This is a genomic window from Bacteroides sp. 3_1_23 (assembly GCF_000162555.1).
Lineage (GTDB): Bacteria > Bacteroidota > Bacteroidia > Bacteroidales > Bacteroidaceae > Bacteroides > Bacteroides ovatus.
Map to the genome: position 1 here is coordinate 516,331 of NZ_GG774955.1, position 23,105 is coordinate 539,435.

The 23,105-nt window shown below is 38.8% G+C and carries 11 protein-coding genes and 1 pseudogene; 11 read left to right on the plus strand and 1 reads right to left on the minus strand.

Annotated elements, in window-relative coordinates:
* Positions 1 to 6 precede the first annotated feature (6 nt).
* From HMPREF9010_RS04855 to HMPREF9010_RS04840, 4 genes are read left to right on the plus strand one after another with little or no spacing between them, the layout of a single operon-like run.
* A complete protein-coding gene (locus tag HMPREF9010_RS04855) occupies positions 7 to 1,626 on the plus strand; it encodes a RagB/SusD family nutrient uptake outer membrane protein (protein WP_004308511.1) in 1,620 nt (539 codons plus the stop codon).
* Between the two features lie 38 nt (positions 1,627 to 1,664).
* On the plus strand, positions 1,665 to 4,907 hold the full coding sequence (locus tag HMPREF9010_RS04850) for a DUF4450 domain-containing protein (RefSeq protein WP_008018608.1): 3,243 nt from the start codon (positions 1,665 to 1,667) through the stop codon (positions 4,905 to 4,907).
* Positions 4,908 to 4,949: 42 nt separating this feature from the next.
* Positions 4,950 to 5,942, plus strand: coding sequence for a fimbrillin family protein (locus tag HMPREF9010_RS04845; protein ID WP_008650787.1), 993 nt, complete (start codon positions 4,950 to 4,952; stop codon positions 5,940 to 5,942).
* Between the two features lie 21 nt (positions 5,943 to 5,963).
* Entirely contained in the window at positions 5,964 to 7,544 is a 1,581-nt protein-coding gene (locus tag HMPREF9010_RS04840; protein ID WP_008650788.1) for a fimbrillin family protein, read from the plus strand.
* Positions 7,545 to 7,640: 96 nt separating this feature from the next.
* On the opposite strand, the gene HMPREF9010_RS04835 is transcribed toward HMPREF9010_RS04840, so the two are convergent.
* The gene (locus HMPREF9010_RS04835) at positions 7,641 to 9,611 is read right to left on the minus strand and encodes a rhamnogalacturonan lyase (protein WP_008645566.1); all 1,971 of its coding nucleotides are present in this window, start codon (positions 9,609 to 9,611) and stop codon (positions 7,641 to 7,643) included.
* A gap of 260 nt (positions 9,612 to 9,871) precedes the next feature.
* Between HMPREF9010_RS04835 and HMPREF9010_RS04830 the strand changes: the two are divergent.
* From HMPREF9010_RS04830 to HMPREF9010_RS04800, 7 genes and pseudogenes are all read left to right on the plus strand, one after another.
* Positions 9,872 to 10,165, plus strand: a pseudogene (locus HMPREF9010_RS04830) (right-handed parallel beta-helix repeat-containing protein); the annotation flags it as partial.
* 437 nt (positions 10,166 to 10,602) lie between these two features.
* A complete protein-coding gene (locus HMPREF9010_RS04825; RefSeq protein ID WP_004324943.1) occupies positions 10,603 to 11,913 on the plus strand; it encodes a glycoside hydrolase family 28 protein in 1,311 nt (436 codons plus the stop codon).
* A 200-nt stretch (positions 11,914 to 12,113) separates the two neighbouring features.
* A complete protein-coding gene (locus HMPREF9010_RS04820; RefSeq protein ID WP_004320940.1) occupies positions 12,114 to 14,645 on the plus strand; it encodes a glycoside hydrolase family 88 protein in 2,532 nt (843 codons plus the stop codon).
* Between the two features lie 153 nt (positions 14,646 to 14,798).
* Entirely contained in the window at positions 14,799 to 15,836 is a 1,038-nt protein-coding gene (locus HMPREF9010_RS04815; protein WP_232284371.1) for a hypothetical protein, read from the plus strand.
* Between the two features lie 176 nt (positions 15,837 to 16,012).
* Positions 16,013 to 17,578: a polysaccharide lyase family 1 protein gene (locus HMPREF9010_RS04810; RefSeq protein WP_004320938.1), complete on the plus strand. Its 1,566-nt coding sequence runs from the start codon at positions 16,013 to 16,015 to the stop codon at positions 17,576 to 17,578.
* A 14-nt stretch (positions 17,579 to 17,592) separates the two neighbouring features.
* Positions 17,593 to 19,815, plus strand: a complete 2,223-nt coding sequence (locus HMPREF9010_RS04805) for a fasciclin domain-containing protein (RefSeq protein WP_004320937.1) — start codon at positions 17,593 to 17,595, stop codon at positions 19,813 to 19,815.
* 16 nt (positions 19,816 to 19,831) lie between these two features.
* On the plus strand, positions 19,832 to 23,101 hold the full coding sequence (locus HMPREF9010_RS04800; RefSeq protein WP_004320936.1) for a SusC/RagA family TonB-linked outer membrane protein: 3,270 nt from the start codon (positions 19,832 to 19,834) through the stop codon (positions 23,099 to 23,101).
* The last annotated feature ends 4 nt before the right edge of the window (positions 23,102 to 23,105 follow it).

Below are 23,105 nucleotides of genomic sequence, written 5' to 3' on the forward strand. Positions count from 1 at the left end.
GAAACTATGAAACTATATCAATATATACTAAGTGGAGCTATGAGTATGGGATTGTTATTCTCTTCTTGTAGTGACTGGCTAGATGTCACTCCGGTAGATACCCGTACTACTGAAAACTTTTATACGACCCCGTCGCAAATGGAGCAAGCGTTGATAGGAGTATATAACGGACTGCTTCCGTTGTCGACTTATGCTTTACTTATGTCAGAGGTTCGTTCGGATAATACATGGTGCGGAGAACTGAGTACGGCACAGCGTGACTATATGGACATCAGTTCTTTTAACCCTAATATATCGACCATTGCAACAGTTCGGGATGCATGGAATGACTTGTTTGAGATTGTTTCGCGTGCCAATTTGTTTTTGTCCAAGGTAGATGGGGTGAATTATACTATTGAAGGAATAAAGGAACAACAAATAGGAGAAGCGCGTTTTTTGAGAGCATTAGCTTATTTTGATTTGGTTCGTTATTACGGGCGTGTTCCTTTGACGCTTGTTCCTCAGACTATTTCAGAAGCAATGTCGACTCCGCAGTCGGAGGCTGTAGAAATTTATGAGAAGGTTATTATTCCTGATTTGGAATATGCTGTCGGAAGCCTGACGGAGGAACCGAAGGATTATCTAGGAAGGAAATCCGCCAGTGGCCGTGCAACATTGACTGCGGCAAAGGCATTGTTAGGAAGAGTTTATCTGACAATGGCGGGATTTCCTCTGTATGATGAAACTAAAAAGGAACTCGCTAGGGAGCTTCTTGAAGAAGTAATTGATTATGCGGATGCAACCGGTAAATTTTGGGCTAAAAATGCAAGTGAATGGCAAAGAATGTGGATAAATGAGAATGATAATAAATATCACATCTTTGAAATTCAATATATAGTCGCTAAAGATTATGGTAATCCGATGGTATTTCACTCCGTGCCTCGTTTACCTTCGAAATATGTTACTCTTGAAATGTCCGGTAATAGTATTGCTTGTGCGAAGGGGCTTGATAATTTATTGAAAGAGGAACAAGATGAAGAAGGACATTTTCTTGATGTACGGTGTCTGGCTACTATTGATACGACCAAGTTTGTGAATGATGACAATCCTAATAGTGTGACGAAATATGCAGGTGAGGATTTCTTTATCAAATTCCTGGAACATAAAATGAAAAGAGAAGCATTGGGGTATGATGATATTAATGCGCAGATAGTGGATCGTACTTATTTCCCTCTGAATTTCCCGTTGATTCGTTTGGAAGATGTGATGTTGATGTATGCCGAGATTGTAGGTCCAACTTCAAAAGGGGTTGATATGGTCGACAGGATACGGCGGCGTGCAGGAATACCGGTATTGACAAATGCCGAAAAGGAACCGGCTGCATTCCGGGAATGTGTTGACAAGGAGAGACGGAGAGAGTTGGCTTGTGAAGGAATCCGTTGGCATGATTTGGTACGTCATAATAATCTTCAAGCTGTTCGTGATAAATTTCAGGAATATGCAGTGGATGCCAATGGTAATGTCATACGTCCGACTTTGTTATTGTATATCCGGCAAATAAAGGATGGAACTTATCTCTATCCTATTCCCGATTCGCAGATGAAAGTGAAAGAGGGGCTGTATGTACAAAATGAAGCGTATCGTTAAAAATTGAAGTAAATGTAATAAATATAGGATAGGAAAATATGAATAAAAGTTGTTTGATTGGTTTTCTGATGTGCTCTGCGTTCTCACTTGTTGTACAAGCAGCGACAGATGGGGCGCATATAACAAAGACAATTTCCCAAATTGAACGTAAAAAAGGGATAAAACGTACTATACAATATCGTCCGGATGGTAATGATTTTGTTTGTGTGAACGGCAAGAATCGCTATACTCGTGCATTGTACGGAGGTATTACAGACTTTAGGATTGAAACGAGCGACCGGCCTGTGTTTGCTGCTTATAAGCCGAAGGATAGTAAGCATATCTGTTTTCGCTTGCAATGTGGTAATCAAAGTATAGCCCTTGATTCTTTAAAATTTTGTGAGGCCAGATACAGGGCGGGAAGGCGTACTTATCGTCTGACAGATCCTTTGTTGGGCAAAGGTGAATTAAATATCTCCGTACTGGCATTTCCTGACGCAGAAGGAGGGATATGGCGGTTTACAATGAAGGATATGCCGGAGGGGGCTCTTTTACATTGCTATATTTCAGAGATTAGAGCGAAGAATTTAAGCCGCAATGGTGATATGGGTGCTGATCGTGCTGATAGTTTTGATGCTCCCCAACTTCCGAAAGAACAGAAACATTATAAATTGAGTTTGGATGGAACGACTGCTTATATTGTTGTGGAAGATCAGGAGTTACGTTTACCAGCTCTTGTTGAAGGAACTTCCCTATACGATAAGTCTGAAAAGTGGCGTTCGGAGATAGAGTCATCTCTTCAGATTTCTACTCCGGATCCCTATTTTAATCCATTGGGAGGGGCTTTGGCGGCTGCCGCTGATGGAATATGGGATGGCAAAATATGGCTTCACGGCGCTATTGGCTGGCGTTCGCAATTAAATGGCTGGCGTGCTGCTTATATCGGTGATTTTATTGGCTGGCATGATAGGGCTCGTACGCATTTCGATTCGTATGCAGCAAGTCAGGTTACGGATGTCCCTGCGACAATACCTCATCCTACACAGGATACTGCTTTACATTTGGCACGTTCGGTAAAAAAATGGGGTACCCCGCATTACAGTAACGGGTATATTTGCCGTACTCCTTACCGAAAGGATCAAATGCATCATTATGATATGAATCTTTGCTACATTGATGAGTTGCTCTGGCATTTCAACTGGACCGGCGATTTGGACTATGTACGTAAAATGTGGCTTGTATTGACTAGTCATCTGGCATGGGAAAAATTGAATTATGACCCTGATAATGACGGGCTGTATGATGCTTATTGCTGTATTTGGGCCAGTGATGCACTTTATTATAACAGTGGAGCTGTAACTCATTCGTCAGCGTATAACTATCGTGCTAATAAATTGGCCGCTATGCTGGCTGAAAAGATAGGGGAAGATGCTACTCCCTATGAAAAAGAGGCGGATAAGATATTGAAAGCGATGAATGAAAGGCTTTGGATAAAAGATAAAGGGCATTGGGCCGAGTTTCAAGATTTCATGGGGCATAAGCGTTTACATGAAAGCGCTGGTTTGTGGACTATCTATCACGCGATAGATAGTGAAACAGCCGATCCTTTCCAGGCTTATCAGGCAACCCGGTATGTCGATACCTCTATTCCGCATATTCCGGTATTTGCAGATGGGTTGGATCGTGATTATGAAACATTATCCACTACGAACTGGATGCCTTATGTGTGGAGTGTGAATAATGTGGCGTTTGCCGAGGTGATGCATACTGCGCTTGCTTTTTTTCAGGCAGGGCGTGGAGACGATGGTTTTAATTTGTTGAAAGGTTCTATTCTGGATGGGATGTACCTTGGGAAAAGTCCTGGCAATTTCGGACAAATAAGTTTGTATGATGCTGTTCGCCGGGAAACTTACCGTGATTTTGCAGACCAAATAGGTATAACATCCCGCACTTTGATACAGGGCTTGTATGGCGTTTCGCCGGATGCTCTGAATGGAAAATTGGTGATCCGCCCGGGATTTCCTATGGCGTGGGATAAGGCGTCTATGTCAATGGCTGATTTAGCTTATGAATTCTTACGTAAGGGTGATATGGATATTTATAATGTGACACAACGTTTCAAAGAACCATTGGCCTTGACGTTGCAAGTGAATGCAGTGAAGGATAAGATCCGTTTGGTAAAGGTGAATGGAAAAGCTGTGAAATGGAAGACGGAAGAAGCTGCGAATGGGTATCCTCTGATTGTTGTTTCTGTACCGGCTGTCACCAAAGCTGAAATCGAGATTCAATGGGAAGGTAATGTCTTACAACAGATTGCAAATGATGAAATTGTTACTACGCTGGAAGGACAGGTAGACTTGAACGCTCCTCAGGGTATTTCGTTTCTTAAAGTATATGACCCGCAAAATGTTCTGGTAACGAAGAAGGTAAACACAACCAAGCTTTCGTCGAAAGTGAATAAAGATAAGAAAGGACATCATACTTTCTTTGTGTACACTCGTCAAGGGAATATGGAATGGTGGCAACCTGTCAATGTCTATGTCAATGTTCCTCAAGTCGTATACAATGGATTTGAAAATATTGAAACTGGTAAATGTCGTGTGGTAAACATGGATAAGCAGTTTAATTCTTCTGTAGCGGATATTTTTAAAAATGAGTATTTATCTCCACGTTCTCCTTATACAACTTTGCAGTTACCGACTCAGGGAATTGGAGAATGGTGCCATCCATTGCTGACTGCTGAAATTGATGATTCCGGCTTACGTAGCTTGGTGAAGGATAATATGTATAAAACTTCACTTGGTATTCCTTTCCGTGTAATGAAAGAAGGTAACAATATCGCTTACACTTCTTTATGGGATAATTATCCGGATATGGTGAAGGTTCCTCTCTCTGGAAAAGCTTCCCATGCTTATTTGTTGCTTGTAGGGAGCACCAATCATATGCAGTGCCGGATAGCCAACGGAATTGTACGTGTATATTATACAGATGGAACTTCAGAGGTGCTGGAATTGGTAAACCCTGATAATTGGTGTCCGATTGAGCAGGACTTTTATCTGGATGATTTTGCTTTTGATGCTCCCAGACCTCGCCCGTATCGGTTTCATTTAAAAACAGGAATCGTGAGTCGTGATTTGGGAAAGGCTTTGAAACTTCGCGGATCTGCCGACCGCAGATTTGAAGGTGGCGCCGGTGTCATGCTGGATATTCCGTTGGACAAGAATAAGACTCTGAAAGAACTGACATTGGAAACCGTTGCTAATGATGTAGTGATTGGATTGATGAGCGTAACATTACAATAACAGTCTTTATTCCGAAAATATAACTTGTTAAATTATAGTATTATGAAAAGAAAAATGCCATTTATTGCTGCATTGTCTATCTTATGTTGGGGATGTAGCAGCTATGATTACTCCGGCGATGATATCGTCGGGGTGAAAGCGGCAATCTCGGGAACAATCACGGAGGTTGTGGAGAAGTCCCGGACTGTTGGTACTACGTGGACTGATGGTGATCGTATAGGGGTAACTTGTGAAGATGATGTAAATATTTCCTATAAATATACAGGAAATTTATCTTCGTTTGCAGCATTTGACGAGAATCAGTCTATTTATTTCCTGGGAAAACAGGAACATGTATTGTCCGCCTATTATCCATTTACGGAGACTTCCGTTATGGTTGCCGATTGTATAACAGTGGAAACGACTTCGGATAAACAAACACAGGAAAAGCAAATGTCCATTGATTTTCTTTATGCGACTACGGAAGCCGGACGGAACAATCCGGATGTCAACTTTGCTTTTTCGCATCAGATGAGCAGGATTGATTTTTCTTTTGAAGGAAAAGACGGTTTGACGTTGGATGACATAACTTATACGTTGATTGGCTTGAAACTTAAAGGAACTTTCAATACAATAGACGGCACGACCGCTGTTGTCGAAGATGCACCGGCTTTGGCGTTATCTCAGAAGGTTATGGCCGGTGAAAATATGCGGACTTCATTGATTGTATTTCCTCAAAAAGTTTCAGAGGTTACTTTTGAGATAGAAATGGGCGGGAAATCTTTTATCAAGAAGATTGGTGAGATGGACCTGGTTCCCGGACACATACATCCGTACACTGTAATAATCAGTGAGAGGGATGAAACGATTTATGTAACTGTCGAATCTGGAGAAGTTCAGGGATGGGTTGAAGGAGATCGTCAGGAAATTAATACAAGTGACGGTAATACTATTACAGGAGTTGAACCAGGAGATGTACAATGGGATGGGGGAAATACTCAAACTATTGTGAGTCAGGGGGGCAGGTCAATAAGTATGGAGTTATATGATAATTAAACATTTAAAAGAAGAAATATTATGAGATATTGTAAATTCATTTTTGTATTGCTCGGTTCTTTTCTGATGGTGGCATGTTCGCAGGATGAGGATGCCAAGCTGGCCGTCAATAGTAATATATTAAAGATTGAGGTGGTTGATTCCAGTATTCAACAAAATGGCAATGTAAGTCGTGCTGTCACTGATGTGACTTACAAGACAACTTTTTCGGACGGGGATGCGATTGGTATTTTTGCGGTAAATAGTGATAAGGAAGTTTTCATTAAAAATGTCCTTGCGACGTATAATGATGGAATATGGGGAATTGACGGAGGACGTCTTTCGTGTACGGAAGATTTGGAAACCGTGACTTTTTATGCGTATTATCCTTATAAGGAAAATATAACTATAGATATGACGAAGGAGGATCCGTTTGAAACGATTGTGGGGAACTGGACTGTTGACACAGATCTGAGTGGTGACAGATATACAAATAATGATTTAATGACAGGGGAGGCTTCAGCAGACGGAAGTACAATAACTTTTGTAATGAATCATCGGATGGCCTTGATGGTAGCCGAACTGCCTTCTGTTACTTATAATTTCACTAATGAGGTTTCTCCTGAACTGCCATCTTACAGTGTATCTTTGAGAGAGGTGAAATTTTCTATTGGTGAGCAGGTGATCATTCCTTATTATGATAAGGAAACAACGACTTACCGTGTTTTGGTAAATCCGACAAAAAAAGTAGAGCAAATAGGAGGAAGTTTTATCAGTTCAGTAGACAACGGGCTTAAAAAATACTCGATAGATGCGACAAAGTTGAAAGCCGGAGAGTATATTTATTGTGAGATAGACGGAGGACTGCAAACTGTGGATCATGAGTTGAAAGTGGGTGATCTGATATATTCTAATGGCGCGTTGGCTTCTGTTGACGATAATGCTCCTGTTAGCGATGATTGTGTAGGAGTCGTTTATTTTGTTGGTAATCCGATGCCTTCTGTGTTATATCCTTTTACAGAAGATAATGAATTTACTTATTCTGAACGTCAGGATGCATTATTGCGTGATCATCCGGGCTGTACCCATGGATTGGTTTTGGGGCTGAAAGAGAATACCAATATTGTTTTTGGGGAGAAAGATGAAATAAGAGTTTGGTATCGTACAGAGTTTGCCGAAAGAAATTCCTATATTGATTTAAGTCCGATGGGATGGGATGGATCGGCGTCTACCGGAACATTGAATGGTACGTCGAGGGATCAGCGATTAGGGTATAATCACACGGAAGTAATTAAAAAATATGCGGAAGCAAAGAATAAGTCACTTTTAGTGAATTCCTTGAATAACTATAATTTGGTTGCTCCGAGTATTTCTTCCGGTTGGTTTATTCCTTCTGTCGGTGATTTGAGGGCAATGGTAACTAATTGGGAAACGATGAATACGCAGTTGGGAAAAATAACAGGTAGTGACGGACTGAAAAATGACATGTATTATTGGTCGTCTACAGAGCGTAATAATACAAGTATATTTGGAGTACAGTTGACAAGCAGTGGAAGTACCAAAGTTGATGGATTGAAATACGACAGACCTGGAGTAAGCTCCCGATATGTATTTGCTTTCTGATATTTATTGAGGTAAGGAAATGATAGAGTTTTGAATAGGGTTAGTTTTATAAAAAGCGTGTATGTTCTTTGCGGAAAGCATACACGCCTTTCTTTTTTATTTGTTCAAGTCAGAACCGATATAGTAACCCGGATGAGTGGGCTGGTTGTAACCTATGTTCTGATGTGTAGCGCTTAAACGATATAAATGGTCGTCCATTAGAGGATGGAAACGATAGTCGGTTTCAAAATCAGTAGTAAAGATTCTTAGCTCTGTATCATTTTCATCAACGAAGATAACTTCTTCCCGCCAGTCTCCCCAAATATCGCCATAAAAACAGGCATTGTTTTTGGTTCCGCTGGCTGTTTTTACACCCCAATCGCTGCCATTGAACAAACGTCCGTCGGTATAGCTGTGAATAACGAGGTAATCAAGCATTTGCCTGTTTAATGATCCACTCCACCAGATTGTCATATTGTATGATGTATCACCACCTTTGGCTATAGGTGCCCTTTTACCTGTCAGTTCATTTCCTTTGCAGGAATACATGACACCGTCCGGTTCTGACGACCAATATTCACATCCGGGACTGTCCGGATCAACATCTGCGACCATACAACGTCCTACGTCCTTGCCGTTTCCGGGAATATAATGTAATATCCTGCCCGTTCTGGCATCCCGGAATTCTGTTCCAATATTTCCATACTCCTTGGGTTCTTCATGGCAGACTACTACTTGATACCCTTCCTGTGTAGGATCAAATTTGCCCAAATGCATGGCATCACCATGTCCTAATTTTGTGCTATATAGCCCTTTACCGTTATGGTCTATGACACATGCCCCATATAAGACTTCGTCTTTTCCGTCATCATCTATATCTCCGACTGCTAAATTATGATTACCTTGCCCTATATAATCCGAATAGTTGTCAGCTGTATCAAAATGCCATCGCTCTGTTATTTTGTTATCAGTAAAATCTAAAGCTACAATCTGGTAGTTCTTATAATATCCTCTGCACATGAGTAGGCTTGGAATTCCTTTTTGAGATCTGAAGTGTCCGACTCCCATCAGAAAACGATCCATCCTGTTTGCCCAATTATCTCCCCAATATGTCACCCATTTATTTTTTTCACCACGGTAGATATAGTCGGTTCGGGCTACTTCCTTTCCGGTTCTGCCTTCAATGATAGATAAGAATTCCGGCCCTGTGATAATTCTGCCATAAGTGGCACTTTGGGGAGCCCTGTCTACATAGTCGGTTATTCCATCTTGGTTGACATCGCCTATTTTCGTTCCGTCCCCGAAAACGGTACCTTCGGAGGTGCGGACTGCGATCTCCGCCTTGCCATCTCCATTCAGGTCATATACAATGAAGGGAGTATAATGAATACCTTGCCGGATATTAGAGCCTAAATCGATACGCCATAAAAATGTCCCGGTTGTTAGCTTGTATGCTTCTAACAGGCAACTTCCGGGAGTAATTCCAATTCCCGTGCTACCATTGTCAAGAGGTGACACTTCACGTTTCAGAACCAATTCATAATCTCCGTCGCCGTCTAAATCGCCAATAGCTGCATCCGAAGCTTTATATACTAAATCGGGATATGGCAGATTATTATTGTTTAATGGGACCGTCCGGTAAAAGTTCTGTGCCATTTCCGGAGTAAAGTTACATGAACATAAAATATTATTGGTATTTGCTTGTCGAACTTCGTATTTGAGAATCTTATTAATGTTTGCTGTTAAATCTTTGTAATTAGAACTATTGATAATCGGAGTTTTGTTTAGCTTTTGGAATTTATAGTTACCTTCTTTGCGGTAGATATCAAAACCAATATCGTCCGGATCGGTGGAAAGCCATCTCCAGCTGAGTAGTACGCCTTTTCTTTCTATTCTTTCTGTTTCTTTATTAGGAAAGATAGTGTTATAACTTGCCACCATAGCACGATTTCTTAGAAACTCAACAACTTGCATATTATTGTTATCACCATTATCAGACACGGGAGGTGGTGTTGGATTTTGGACTGAATTATCACTACAAGCTGTGACAAAACTAAAAAATGTAAGCGCATAAAATAAGTTTTTCATAATTATATTGTTATAAAGATTGAATATTTTCTTTCTACAAAGGAAGTGGATTGGGAGAGTATTCACCTGCAAATTTGTATATAAAGGATGTATTTTTATCCTTATATCAAACTATTGTTATTATGAACTATGATTGTTAATGCTGGAATTTGTCTGATAATTGAAGTAGAAAAGACAAAATTCTATTCTTTACGTACGATATTACAGCTCCTATGGTATAAAAAACAGTAGCTTTGCTGCTACATAATACTTAATATACAATGAAACGTATTAGCCTTCTTCTTTTTTTTATAGGATGTTTCCTCTTTTCTCTTTCGGCTACGAATTATTTTGTGGCTACTAATGGAAGCGATTCAAACAGTGGGACGATTGATAAGCCTTTTGCCACGTTGGGTAAAGCACAATCAAAAGTGATGGCAGGAGATACTGTATATATCCGGCAAGGTACATATCGAGTGACGGAAGCAGAGATAATGGAACATTATACTGCGGGAAGTACTACTTGGAGCCGGGTGTTTAAAATGTCAAAGAGTGGAACTGGACCGGACAACAGGAGGGGTATTAAAAACGGTTATACGCGGGGAACAAACAAAGAATACGGATTTGGATCTGCTGGAAATAAAAGAATCAGGAAATAGTACTTATGAAATCTTTCTTCGTGGTGGCGGACGTAAAGGAGAGATTGTGTTTACAAAATAATAGTCTACCGGATTGTTCATCCCGGAATAAATGATATAAGAAAAACTTAACTCTATTCGTAGCGTGTCTTCTTTTATAAAGAGGATGCGCTTTTTTGATACTGTAGAGAGCGTTTTATTTTAATTCGATATATGTACAAAAATAAGTCTGAATATGGAATATTGTATATAGATAAATAGTATTTGAATCCTTTGTATAGAACTCCATAAGAAAATCAATATCTCCATATCCTTTGCTTTGGGGCAAATGGAAACATGCGGTACTTTTGCAAAAAAGTAACGAGATATAGAAAATGATAAAGTCAGCATTTTTAATAGTAGCGACATGTTGCAGTCTGCAACTGTTTAGTCAGGAAAAATTTCCCGATGGTAAAATTATACCGGATTGGTTTTACAAAAATGAAAAAACTGATATAAATGGATTAGGAAAGAGTTTCTTGATTACCGACTATGGAGTAGTGAATGATAGTACACTGTTACAGACAGAGAAAATTCAGGCTGTTATAGATTTGGCGTCTAATAATGGAGGCGGAGTCATTGTTATACCTGAAGGTACTTATCTTAGTGGTGCGCTGTTCTTTAAGCCGGGAACACACTTGCATTTGGAAGAGAAAGCTATATTAAAAGGTAGTGACGATATTAGCAACTTTCCTGTAATAGAAACACGGATGGAGGGACAGAACCTAAAGTACTTTTCAGCTTTGATTAATGTTGATAAGGTAGATGGTTTCACCCTTTCCGGAAAAGGAAAAGTTGATGGAAACGGTGAACGATATTGGAAGTCATTTTGGTTGCGGCGGCGTGTTATTCCTAAATGTACTAATATGGATGAATTGCGTCCTCGTCTACTTCATATATCTCATAGCAATAATGTACAAGTTTCAGATGTGCGACTTGTTAATTCTCCGTTTTGGACAACTCACATTTATAAGTGTGATAGCGTAAAACTTTTGGATTTGCATATCTTTTCACCTTCTTCTCCTGTAAAGGCTCCAAGTACGGATGCAATCGATATTGATGCGTGTAAAAATGTACTTGTCAAGGGATGCTATATGTCGGTTAATGATGACGCAATTGCATTAAAAGGCGGCAAAGGACCATGGGCTGATCAAAATCCCGATAATGGTGGCAATTGTGATATTATTATTGAAGACTGTACTTTTGGATTCTGTCACGGAGTGCTGACTTGCGGTAGCGAATCGATATATAATCATAATATAATTCTTCGACGCTGCAATCTGGACCAGGCTAAACGCCTGTTGTGGTTGAAAATGCGTCCGGATACTCCCCAACAATATAAGTACATCCTCGTTGAAGACATAAAAGGAAATGTCCGCAATTGTATCTTTATTGCTCCTTGGACACAGTTTTATGATTTGAAAGATCGCAAGGATATGCCAGTCTCGTATTCCAGCTATATTACAATGCGTAATATTCATCTGGATTGTGATTCCTTTTTTGCTGTAGAGAAATCAAAACAATATAAATTATCCAATTTCTGTTTTGACAATTTGACTATTACGGCTAAAAAAGATGTGAAGATAGATGAAGATATTATTGATGCATTGGTTATGAGAAAGGTTGAGATAAATAAAGTGAATTAAAAAAGAAGGGTAGAAAGACTGGAAAATCGTACATAGCCTGTAAAATCGTACAAAATAGGCGTGTGATGGGCTGTACACATATGAATTTACATAAGAAAGTCGAATTCTCCATATTCCTTTTCTTTAACTCTACCATGTAATGCGGTATCTTTGACATGTGCTTATTCAGTAAAATATTGAATCTAAAACTATAAAATACAATGAAATTCTGTAGAATTATTTTTTGTCTGTGGTTATTGGTCTGTTTCTTTCCAATAGGTATTCATGCAGATATACAACTTCCCTCTATATTATCAGATAATATGGTACTTCAGCAAAATGCGAAAGTACGTTTTTGGGGAAAAGCACGTCCCGGAGAAAAGATTTTGGTAAAGACTTCATGGGATCATAAGAAATACAAGGTGACTGCTTTAGCAAACGGTCATTGGGAACTGATGATACAAACACCGGCTGCTACTTCCGGACAATCTGTAATGTTGAAAGGTGATAATAAGATCCGGATCAATAATATATTAATAGGTGAAGTTTGGCTTTGTACGGGACAGTCAAATATGGAATTTCCCGTAGCCCGTAATCCGCAAGTGAAATGGAAAACAGGAATGTTGAATGAAGCGGAAGAAATGAAAGATGCTGATTTCCCGGAAATCCGCCTGTTTCATGTAGAGCATCAACTGGCACCTGATGATGAAAAAGAAGATTGCGTTGGAAAGTGGGTGGTTTGTAATCCGGAGAATCTGAAAGACTTTTCTGCTGTAGGATTTGTCTTTGGACGTAAATTGTATAAAGAATTGAGTACACCGGTTGGATTGATTCAGTCTACTTGGGGAGGAACACATGCTGAATCTTGGACAAGTATGAAAGTGATGGAAAACAATCCGCTGTATGCTGATGTCTTAAAACAATATTCAAAAGAAAAGGTGAGTAGGGAAAAAGATAAGTGTAAGGTTCCGGCTACTTTGTGGAATGGCATGATTGCTCCTATGGTAGGGTACACTGTAAAAGGAAATATCTGGTATCAGGGAGAATCCAACTCTGTTCGTTATGAGAAATATCAGGAAGTATTTACTAACCTGATTAATAGTTGGCGGAAAGAATGGAATCAGCCGGATATGCCTTTCTATTTCGTACAGATTGCACCACATTACAAGCAACCGGCAGGTATTCGTGAAGCACAATTAAAAACATGGTTAAGTGGACTTGAAAATATTGGTATGGCAGTAGTGACGGATGCAGCCGATTCTACCGACATACATCCACGAAATAAAGTTGCACCGGGCGAACGGCTGGCAGCTTGGGCATTAGCAAAGCAATATGGTAAAAAGATTGTTTATTCAGGACCTCTCTACAAATCAATGAAAGTGAATGGGAGAGAAATTACATTAGATTTTGCATTTGCGGAAGGTGGCCTGCAGACACCCGGCAATGAACCGGTAAAAGGATTTTTTATTGCCGGCAATGATGCGCGGTTTTATCCGGCTGATGCTGTGATTAATGGAAGTTCGATAACACTTTCTTCAACTTATGTCTCTGCACCTGTAGCTGTACGCTACGGTTATGGGACTTTCTTTAGAGTGAATCTGTTTAATAAAGCTGGACTTCCGGCAGTTCCTTTCCGTACGGATACTTTTGCTCCCGACACTTATTATCGTCTGTTTGCCGATTCGGAAATTCGTCGTTTCCCGGAAGCGTGGCAACTGGATCATGGAAAACGCCTGTATTTTGGTTATGCGCAAGGAGTAGGTTGTTGTGCGATGTTACAAGTTTGGAAGAAAACAGGAGACCGTAGGTACTTTGATTATGTAGAGGCATGGGCTGATTCTTTGGTAGACGATAAAGGAGAGATTCATTTATATAAGAAAGAAACCTATAATTTGGATTATATCAATTCCGGAAAAGTTCTGTTTGATTTGTACAATGAAACCAAAAAGGAGAAATATAAATTGGCTATCGAGAATTTGATAGATCAGCTAAAAAAGCAACCTCGTACAACAGATGGAGGTTTCTGGCATAAGAAAATATACCCTAATCAGATGTGGTTGGATGGATTGTATATGGCTTCTCCTTTTATGGCTAGATATGGAGCTGAATTTAATCGTCCGGAATGGATTGATGAGGCTGTTAAACAGTTCACTCTCTGCCATCAGCATACATACGATACCAAGACGGGACTTTATTATCATGCATGGAATGAGGACCGGAGTCAGCGCTGGGCTGATCCGGAAACAGGCCATTCTCCTAATTTCTGGGGACGTAGTATTGGTTGGTGGTTTATGGCTTTGGTAGATGCTTTGGAATATATTCCCCAAGATCATTCAGGCTATGCTGATATGATTAAATGGACGAAGGAATTAGCGGAGACTCTTTCAAAATACCAAGATAAAAATGGCTTATGGTATCAGGTGATTGATCAACCTTCACGTACCGGTAATTTCCCGGAAGCTTCTGTTACGACACAATGTATGTATGCTTATATGAAAGCAGTGAATAAAGGATATATTGATAGTCAGTATCGTGCCATTGCAGAAAAGGCCTTTAAAGGTCTGTGTGATAAACTACTAATCTCAAATTCGGACGGAACATTGACATTGACAAAATGTTGCCAAGTGGGTGGATTAGGTGGTAAGCCTTACCGTGACGGCAGTTTCGAGTATTATATAGGAGAGAAAATGAGAGATAATGATGCTAAAGCAACAGGACCTTTCATTATGGGATGTATTGAGTTGAACAAATAATATAGAAGATAGAAATAATAAGAGATTTTCGACTATTGTTTCAATTAATGAACTAATAAAATGTAATACCATAGAAAAAAGAACAAATTATCAAATCGATTGTTATTTTTAATTATTCCTTTGTTTGCTATCTCATGTGATGGTAATGGTTTTATGGAATATGAAGAGACTGCATTGATGCAAAGAGATGCGCAGCAAGGACTGTTAAGTGATGGGGCAAGTGATAATATATGTATGGTTAATCTGAACTTATTCACAAAACCTTATTTTGATTATCAGTATAATACAGGTAAACATGTGGATGAATGCTTTGTATATATTGATAATCAGGAGGATTTAACAGGGCGTCTTTCTTTACGTGGCGATGAAAATGTGAAATCTAATATTCCAATATCTTTTGGGAAACATCAAATTAAGTTGGATATACAAATTGATGGTGGAAAATCATACACGTACCCATTTGAGAGATGCAATGCGTTGGTCACTTTAAAGACAAAGGGTTCAAGTATTGTACTTTTCAATGATGTCGTTTCTCAAGAGAAAGGAGGATCTATAACAAATGCTTCTTTTGAAGTTAAATTTGATGTAGATTTTCCTTATGCTGAAAGCAATGACTACGTACTAGATATTACATTAGGATTTTATGATGAAACATATGATGACGGCTCTTCTGGTCCTTATGTAAACGGAAACGTTAGTGTGTATACTTATTATCAATGGACAGACATTACATCGGCACAAACTGTTTATTGTGACTTTATTCTTGGAGTTAGATACAATTCTACTCAAAAAGAGTATTGGTATAGTAAAGATTTTGAGCAAAATCTTTTTGTTGATAAGAATGGAATGCTTGTTAATAATGTAAATTGGCTTGATAAAACAGTTAGATTACCAGATGGTGATGATATTGGTTATAAATTATTTCTGTTAACGGAAATTTGGGCCAAACTATACTCTAGTATTGGCGTTATGTCTGGCGAAACGGAAGTTTCATGGCATTCAGTTTATTATAGAAACAAAGAAAATGACGGAGAATATTCAGAATGGTATCCGGCTGACGAATTAGATACTTCCCTAGCATGGGTAGATGCTACCATTGATTTTTATTCAAATCTGGAGATTGTATGTTTTAAAACTAAAGAAATTCAAGATGCTTATGCATCTCAATGGGGCATTGTACCTTATAACTAAAAAGTCTTGATTTTTTATAAAAAGGTATGGGGCCGTATTATAGCTGAAAGATGATAAATTTCATCTAATAATTTTTGGGGGAGGAAATATTAATTCAAAATTGTGAAACAACGTAATTTTAGTGTAATCATTAAATAAAAATATTGATGGTAGTTTATTATTTAATTTAATTATATATGAAAAATATTACATTATTAAAAGCAAAAGTAGGAATATTGGCAGTTTCCTGTCTTTCCATTACTACTTTGTTTGCATGTGTTGATAAGGATGCTAGAAGTGATTTGAGTCCCAATTTGCCAACAGATCAAGCGCAAAATGGGGATTTTGGTGATCAAGGGGGAGGTTCGGATCAGGGGCTTAATTTCCCGGTTTTTGATGATGGAGTACTTGCTTTTCCTGGTGCGGAAGGATATGGGAAAAATGTAACAGGTGCTCGTGCAGGTGAGGGACGGGAAATTTATCATGTGACTAATTTGAATGATGCGGGTCCTGGATCTTTTCGTGATGCAGTAAGCAAACCTTGGCGCATTATTGTCTTTGATGTATCTGGTGTTATAAAATTGAGTAGCAATCCTATTGTTTTGAAAAGTAATCAGACAATTTTAGGACATACTGCTCCAGGTGATGGGATTGTTCTTTATAATGGACGTGTTTCTGCTTCAGGTGCACAGAACTTGATTGTTCGTTACTTGCGTATACGTATGGGAGCTGCATATCCTTCGGAACTGGATGCTTGCGGAGTAGCTAATGGAGCAGATATGATATTCGACCATTGCTCTATGACTTGGGGAAGAGATGAATGTTTTTCTATCAATCCTGATGGTAAGGGAACTGCCCCAAAGAATATAACAATACAAAATTCTATAATCGGGCAGGGTTTGCAGAATCACTCGTGTGGTGGCTTAATGCAAACTGATATATCGAATGGGTGTACAATCTTCCGCAATTTATATATTGACAATAAAACTCGAAATCCGAAAGTTAAAGGATTAAACCAGTTTGTTAACAACGTTGTGTATAATTGGGGAAGTGGAGCTGCTTATAATATGGGTGGTGATTCTTCAGGTAAATCGGAAACAACTATTGAAAATAACTATTTTATAGTTGGTCCCTGTAATAATTGGCAAAATGTGGAAATTGCACCTAAAGTATATGAGGCGCAACAGGTACCAATGAATCCTGCAAGACCATTTACTGGTGGTAACAGTGATTTTAGAAGTTATTGTAAAGGTAACTATTATGACTATGACAAGGATGGAGCATTGAATGGAATAGAGATAACAGAAGTGAATTGGTCACAATATTGTAGTGGCTCTCCTACACTTCTTGAAGCTCGTTCTGATCTACATCCAATTATACGCAGTCAGAAAAGTGCACAGGAAGCTTATGAATGGGTAGTTGAAAAAGTGGGTGCTTATCTTCCGGTACGTGATGAAGTAGATAAATACTTGATAGATGAACTTACTTCGTTGGGAGGAAAAGGAACGATTATTCAAGATGAACGTAAAACAGAACAATTTCCGTTGGGAGGTCCTGGTACAATAAATGCTGCACAGAAACCTCTGGATTCAGATAATGATGGGATGCCGGATGCTTTCGAAGATGCATGGGGACTGGACAAATATGATCCGACAGATGCGGTAAAAGAGGCTAAAAATGGCTATTTGAATATAGAAAATTATGCCCTTTCGTTGGAATATCCTGATGAATATGAGTATGAACTTAATAAGAATAAACAATAATCAATTTGTGTAATATGAAAAACATGACATTTACAACAGTACTACTTTGTATACTGTTCATGCCTTTCTTTATCTCCTCATGTACAGATAAGATAGATGAACATTATGAAGAACCTGAATGGTTGAAAGGTAGTGCTTGGGAAGTCCTGGAAGATAGAGGGAACTACTCGCTATTTTTGCAGGCAGTAGAGTTGGCAGGTTTTAAGCCTATTATGGAGGGAAAAAGTATCCTGACTGTGATGGCTCCGGATGATACGGCTTTTTCGGCCTATTTGGAGAAGCACGGCTATTCCGACATCAGTGAAATAAATTTGGATGAATTGAAAAAAGTGATTGGTTTTCATCTGCTTTATTATTCTTACAATAAAAATAAGTTGGTGAATTTTCGTCCGGAAGGTGATTTAATAACTGATGAGGAAATGAATAAAAATGCGGGTCTGTATTATAAGTTTCGTACACGTAGTAGTAATGTTCCTACTATGGAAGTAGAGGCTTCTACGGGTAAACGACGCATGGTTTATCATCTGGACCGTTTTATTCCGGTTTTCTCTTACCGTTTTTGGGATACAAAAAAATTGGATGCAGCATCTAATTATACCTATTTTTATCCTAATTCCACATGGAAAGGGACAGGGGGATTCAATGTTTCCAATGCTGCTGTTAGTGAATATGAAATTTTGGCAGATAATGGTTATGTATATATTGTTGATCAGGTAATTGAACCTTTGGAAACCATTTATACCCAGTTGGAATCAAATGAAAATTATTCAATTTTTTTCAACTTATATAATGAAAATACCACTTATACGTATGACGCTACCTTATCTAAAGATTTTGGAGCAGCCTTGGGGGCCGATTCACTTTTTATTCATACACATGGTACTTCTTTGCCTGCTATAGCAGTAGAATGGTATTCAACGAAATATTCGGATGTAGCCAATAATGCTTCAAAAGCATATAGTGTATTTGCACCGTCAGATGTGGCTATGAATAATTTCTTTGATAATTATTGGGAAAAGGGTGGATATGAATCTTTGGATGATGTAGATGATTTAGCAATGAAATATATGTTGAATCAATTTATTTATAAAGATGGAATTGCATTCCCTGATGAAATTACGAGTGGAAAAGTTAAGAATATGTATGACATGGTCTTTAACTTCGATCCTTCTAAGGTGACTGATAAATCAATGTGTGTCAATGGTGTCTTTTATGGATTAAATACAATGGATACACCTATTTTGTTTGCTTCTGTAGTCGGACCGGCTTTCCGTAACAAAGATTGTAATTATTATCTTTACATGTTGGATGGGACTGGACTGATAACTGCCTATTCTTCACAAGATACGAAGTATGTCTTGTTAGTGCCTACTAATGAACAAATAGAGTCAGAAGATATTTACTTGAGAACTTATGCGGATGGAAGTAAGTTACAACAAGAAACCGAGGATGGATTGGTAGATGTTTCTTCTTCTGTAATGAGAACTATTGTAAACATACATACGGCTACAGGTGTAGATGGACTGAAAACAAATGGGACACAGGTTCTAGCTACACAAACCGGTTTTAATTATTGGTATGTGAAGGACGGGAAGATAACAAGTAGTGCAGCTTATAATCAAATTTTGGAACCGGATAATAATGTGGAACCTTTCTCTGAATTTACAGAAGTAAAGAACGGCAATGACAACTGGAATAATGGAAGAACTTATATGTATAGTGGAACAGCCTTGTTTCAAGCGCAAGAAGGTGATGGGTTACAACATAAATTAAGCGTTTGTAATGATAATCGTTATGTTTACTATCAGTTTGCACAGCTGTTGCAGAAAGCTGATATGGTAATGTCTAGCAACTATATATTCGGACTAGCAGGAGCTTCTCATGTTATAGGTTTTATTCCGACAAATGAAGCCATTAGTACAGCAATAGCTGCAGGGCAAATTCCGGGCATGGATGCGACCGGAGCGGTAACTAGTAGTTCGAAACTTCGTCAATACCTGCTTTCATATTTTATACGTGATAGGGAAAATGCACTTATTTCTTATCCTTATCCGGGGTCGGCTATGAAGAGTTCTACATATGTTACTGCTAGTGGAAAGTCTTTGACGTATACAGATTCCGGAAGTTCATTAAGCATAATGGTAGATGGAAAAGTGGCAAACGTGATATCTGATTATAATTTCTTCCCGTTTGCGTTTGACGACGGATGTTTTCAGTTGATTGATACAGTCCTTTGATATAACCGAATTTAATATGAATATGAAATTAGTAAAATACATGCTGATAGCGATACTTGTTCTGGGGACAGGGGAAGTAGCCGCACAGGTACAAGTCGTGTCCGGTAAGGTGACCGAAATGCTGGGAAATCAGATCGAACCGATAGTAGGTGCGAATGTGAATATTGTGAACGCTCAAAACCGTTCTGTAGGAGGTGCGGTGACCAATTTGGATGGTGACTACCGTTTACAAATTCCTGCACAAGAAAACAATCTGACATTGGTATATTCATACATTGGTATGAAAACGAAACGAATCAAATATACTGGTCAGAAGGTATTGAATGTAAAACTGGAATCCAATGTGGAAACATTGGATGAGGTTGCTATCACTGCTAAACGTATCGAACGTAATAATATGGGTATCGGACATAAAGAGAATGTATCTGCGACCCAGAAAGTGATGATGGAAGATTTGATTGCTACTGCTCCGATAGCTACGGTAGAAGAAGCTTTACAGGGGCAGTTGAGTGGTGTAGATATTGCATTGAGTGCTGATCCGGGAGCGCGGAGTTCTATCCGTATTCGTGGTACCAGTACACTGAATGGCTCTGTCGAACCATTAATTGTGATTGACGGGGTTCCCTATACACAAGAGTTAGATGACGACTTTGATTTTTCTACTGCCAATGAAGAAGATTTAGGTGCTTTATTGAATATTGCTCCTACTGATATAGAATCGGTAGAAGTTTTGAAAGATGCGGCTGCTACGGCTATTTGGGGAACGAAAGGTGCTAACGGTGTGTTGTCAATTACGACTAAAAAAGGTAAGACTGGCAAGACTACATTTAATTTTTCTTCTAAGTTCACAGCAAAATTTGAACCGAATAGTATTCCAATGTTAAATGGATCGGAGTACATTGCTATGGTACAGGAGGCTTTGTGGAATAGTGCTAATTATACAGGTTTGAATGCAGATACTTATTTAAAGTATTTGTATGATACACCTGAAATTAACTACTCGCCCAATTGGAACTATTTCAATGAATATAATGTAGATACAAACTGGTTGGACGAGGTACGTCAGAATGCATTTACTACAGACAATACATTTTCTATGAGCGGTGGTGGTGAAAAGGCCACTTATCGTCTGTCACTGGGATATTTAAGTGAAGGAGGTACAACCATCGGTACAGGGCTGAAACGTTTCAACTCATCTTTGCGTGTAGACTATAATTTCTCGGATAAGTTGAGGTTTGGAGCAGATTTCTACTTTACACAGTCAGATAAGGATGATAACTGGGCACCAAAAGATAGCAACGTACGTTCGGAAGCGTTTAAAAAGATGCCAAATAAATCTCCTTATTATATGGATGATAATGGAAACCGTTCTTCACAGTATTTTTCTTATCAGACAAAGGATTGGGAAGGTGAATTTAAGGCAAGTAACAATAGTGCCTCTCATTTTAATCCGGTAGCTATGGCAAACGAGAGTTATAAAAATACTATGTCACGTGATAGCCGTGCTAATTTCCGTATTGATTATAAAATACTTCCGTATCTGACGTATTCGGCTTATGCTTCTCTTAAGATGTCGACTACTACAACAGACAAATTCCTTCCTCAAGTTGCTACGGGAGTGGCTTGGACAAGTGAATATGCCAACCAAAGTACTGCTGCTTCTTCAGAGAGTCTAACGTTGCAAACGGAAAACAAATTGATATTCAATAAAAACTGGAAGGATAAACATAATTTGATTGCAACTGCTGTATTCCGTACTACGCAGGCTACCAGTTCTAGTGCTACAAGTACTTCTTATGGTAATGCTTCATCTGGTCTTGCAGATCCGATTACAGGTAGTTCTGTTTATAGTCTGGGTTCAGGGGAGTCGGAAGCACGTAGTATTTCCGGAACCGGTTTGATTAACTATACTTTGTTGGATCGTTATGTATTTCATACTTCTGCAACGATGGATGCTAATTCTGCAATGGGTAAGTCAGAACGTTTGGGTATTTTTCCTACTGTGGGAATTTCTTGGAATATGCAAAATGAACCGTTCATGAAAAATACAGAAGACTGGCTGGATGAAATCAAACTTCGTTTCAGCATCGGACAAAGTGGTAATGCTCCCAAAGGGACGGCCGCTTATTATGGAGCTTATAGTTCACGAGGAGAATATATGGATATGTCTGCTATTTATCCTAGCAGAATGCAGTTGAACAATTTGAAATGGGAAACTTCAACAGAATATAATTTGGGTGGTGATTTTAGCTTTTTCCATGGCAAGTTAAGGCTGACTTTTGAGTGGTATAATAAATATATTAAAGATTTGCTGCAGAAAGAACCGAAAATGCCGACTACTACAGGATTCTCTAAGAATAAATGGTACAACTCTGGAAGAATGGAGAATAAAGGATGGGAGGCCCGTATCGATGGTGTATTGTATGAAAAGAAAGATTGGCGTGTTAGTGCCTATGTTAACTTGAGCCGTAACACGAACGAAATTACCGAACTGCCTGAAACAATGAATCCGGAGCCTTATACCTTTAAAAATGGTGAGTATGCTATTCGCATTGAAGAGGGACGCCCGTTTGGTTCTTTCTATGGTTATCGTTACAAAGGAGTCTACCAAAATCAGGAGGCTACTTATGCACGGGATAAAGAGGGAAATGTTATGAATGATGTGAACGGTAAACCAATTGTTATGAAGAATGGTGCTAAGCAGGTATGTCCGGGTGATGCTATTTATGAAGATATTAATCATGATGGTGTGATAAATGAATACGATATTGTTTATCTGGGCAACTGTAATCCGATTCTTACTGGTGGTTTTGGCTTTACCGTTAAATATAAGCGTCTAAGTTTGAATGCATTATTCTATGGTCGTTTTGGACAGAAAATTATTAATGCGACTCGTATGGATAATGAATCTATGTATAATGCCAATAACCAAAGTAAAGCGGTTTTGCGGCGTTGGAGAAATGAAGGAGATAATACGGATATTCCACGTGCTTTATATAATGAGGGATATAACTATTTAGGGTCAGATCGTTTTGTAGAAGATGCTTCTTATGTTCGTTTAAAGACTTTGTCGTTGAGCTATTCCTTGCCTAAAAAGGTGTGCAATTATTTAGGTATCAATACGCTTAATTTCTTTGTTACTGGTTATGACTTGTTAACTTGGACTGGTTACACAGGACAGGATCCAGAAGCGTCTCTTCCTACTTCGGCTTCTAAACTGTCGAAAGATAGTGCAAATACACCTTGCTCTCGCCGTTTTTCTTGTGGTTTAAATTTGAATTTCTAATACA

What these genes read in the sequence shown, in the direction of transcription:
- HMPREF9010_RS04840 (WP_008650788.1), top strand. Translation starts at nt 5,964, where the DNA reads ATGAGATATTGTAAATTCATTTTTGTATTGCTCGGTTCTTTTCTGATG.
- HMPREF9010_RS04825 (WP_004324943.1), top strand. Translation starts at nt 10,603, where the DNA reads ATGATAAAGTCAGCATTTTTAATAGTAGCGACATGTTGCAGTCTGCAA.
- HMPREF9010_RS04820 (WP_004320940.1), top strand. Translation starts at nt 12,114, where the DNA reads ATGAAATTCTGTAGAATTATTTTTTGTCTGTGGTTATTGGTCTGTTTC.
- HMPREF9010_RS04810 (WP_004320938.1), top strand. Translation starts at nt 16,013, where the DNA reads ATGAAAAATATTACATTATTAAAAGCAAAAGTAGGAATATTGGCAGTT.
- HMPREF9010_RS04850 (WP_008018608.1), top strand. Translation starts at nt 1,665, where the DNA reads ATGAATAAAAGTTGTTTGATTGGTTTTCTGATGTGCTCTGCGTTCTCA.
- HMPREF9010_RS04855 (WP_004308511.1), top strand. Translation starts at nt 7, where the DNA reads ATGAAACTATATCAATATATACTAAGTGGAGCTATGAGTATGGGATTG.
- HMPREF9010_RS04815 (WP_232284371.1), top strand. Translation starts at nt 14,799, where the DNA reads ATGGAATATGAAGAGACTGCATTGATGCAAAGAGATGCGCAGCAAGGA.
- HMPREF9010_RS04845 (WP_008650787.1), top strand. Translation starts at nt 4,950, where the DNA reads ATGAAAAGAAAAATGCCATTTATTGCTGCATTGTCTATCTTATGTTGG.
- HMPREF9010_RS04805 (WP_004320937.1), top strand. Translation starts at nt 17,593, where the DNA reads ATGAAAAACATGACATTTACAACAGTACTACTTTGTATACTGTTCATG.
- HMPREF9010_RS04835 (WP_008645566.1), bottom strand. Translation starts at nt 9,611, where the DNA reads ATGAAAAACTTATTTTATGCGCTTACATTTTTTAGTTTTGTCACAGCT.
- HMPREF9010_RS04800 (WP_004320936.1), top strand. Translation starts at nt 19,832, where the DNA reads ATGAATATGAAATTAGTAAAATACATGCTGATAGCGATACTTGTTCTG.